Annotated in this window: 1 protein-coding gene; it reads left to right on the top strand. The window is 56.5% G+C overall.

Features of this window, described 5'->3' with window-relative positions; genetic code table 11:
- A partial coding sequence (locus AC0L3U_RS40350) for a hypothetical protein (RefSeq protein WP_473365263.1) occupies positions 1-232 on the top strand: 232 nt, incomplete at both ends.

Here is a 232-nt window from a genome sequence, read left to right as displayed (position 1 = left end):
ACTATCCGCTGGATAGAGGACTCCCACAGGTCCATCACCGCAAAGCCGACGATGTGATTCACCTGAGTATCGGCGGTAAGATCATCAAGCACACCGTTACGCCTTTCGAAGCCTCTGGCACTTTACCGATCAGCATCTGGGTGTATTACGGCACCTGGAGCCAGCTGAGCGACGGCAAGCACGCGGTCGAGTGGAGAGTCTTTGACAAGGTCGGCAATGGCTCACCTGGTGC

It is taken from the genome of Bradyrhizobium sp. Kon69 (assembly GCF_055807515.1).
The sequence above is the reverse complement of the archived record's forward strand: the minus strand, read 5'-3'. Positions and strand labels throughout refer to the sequence as shown.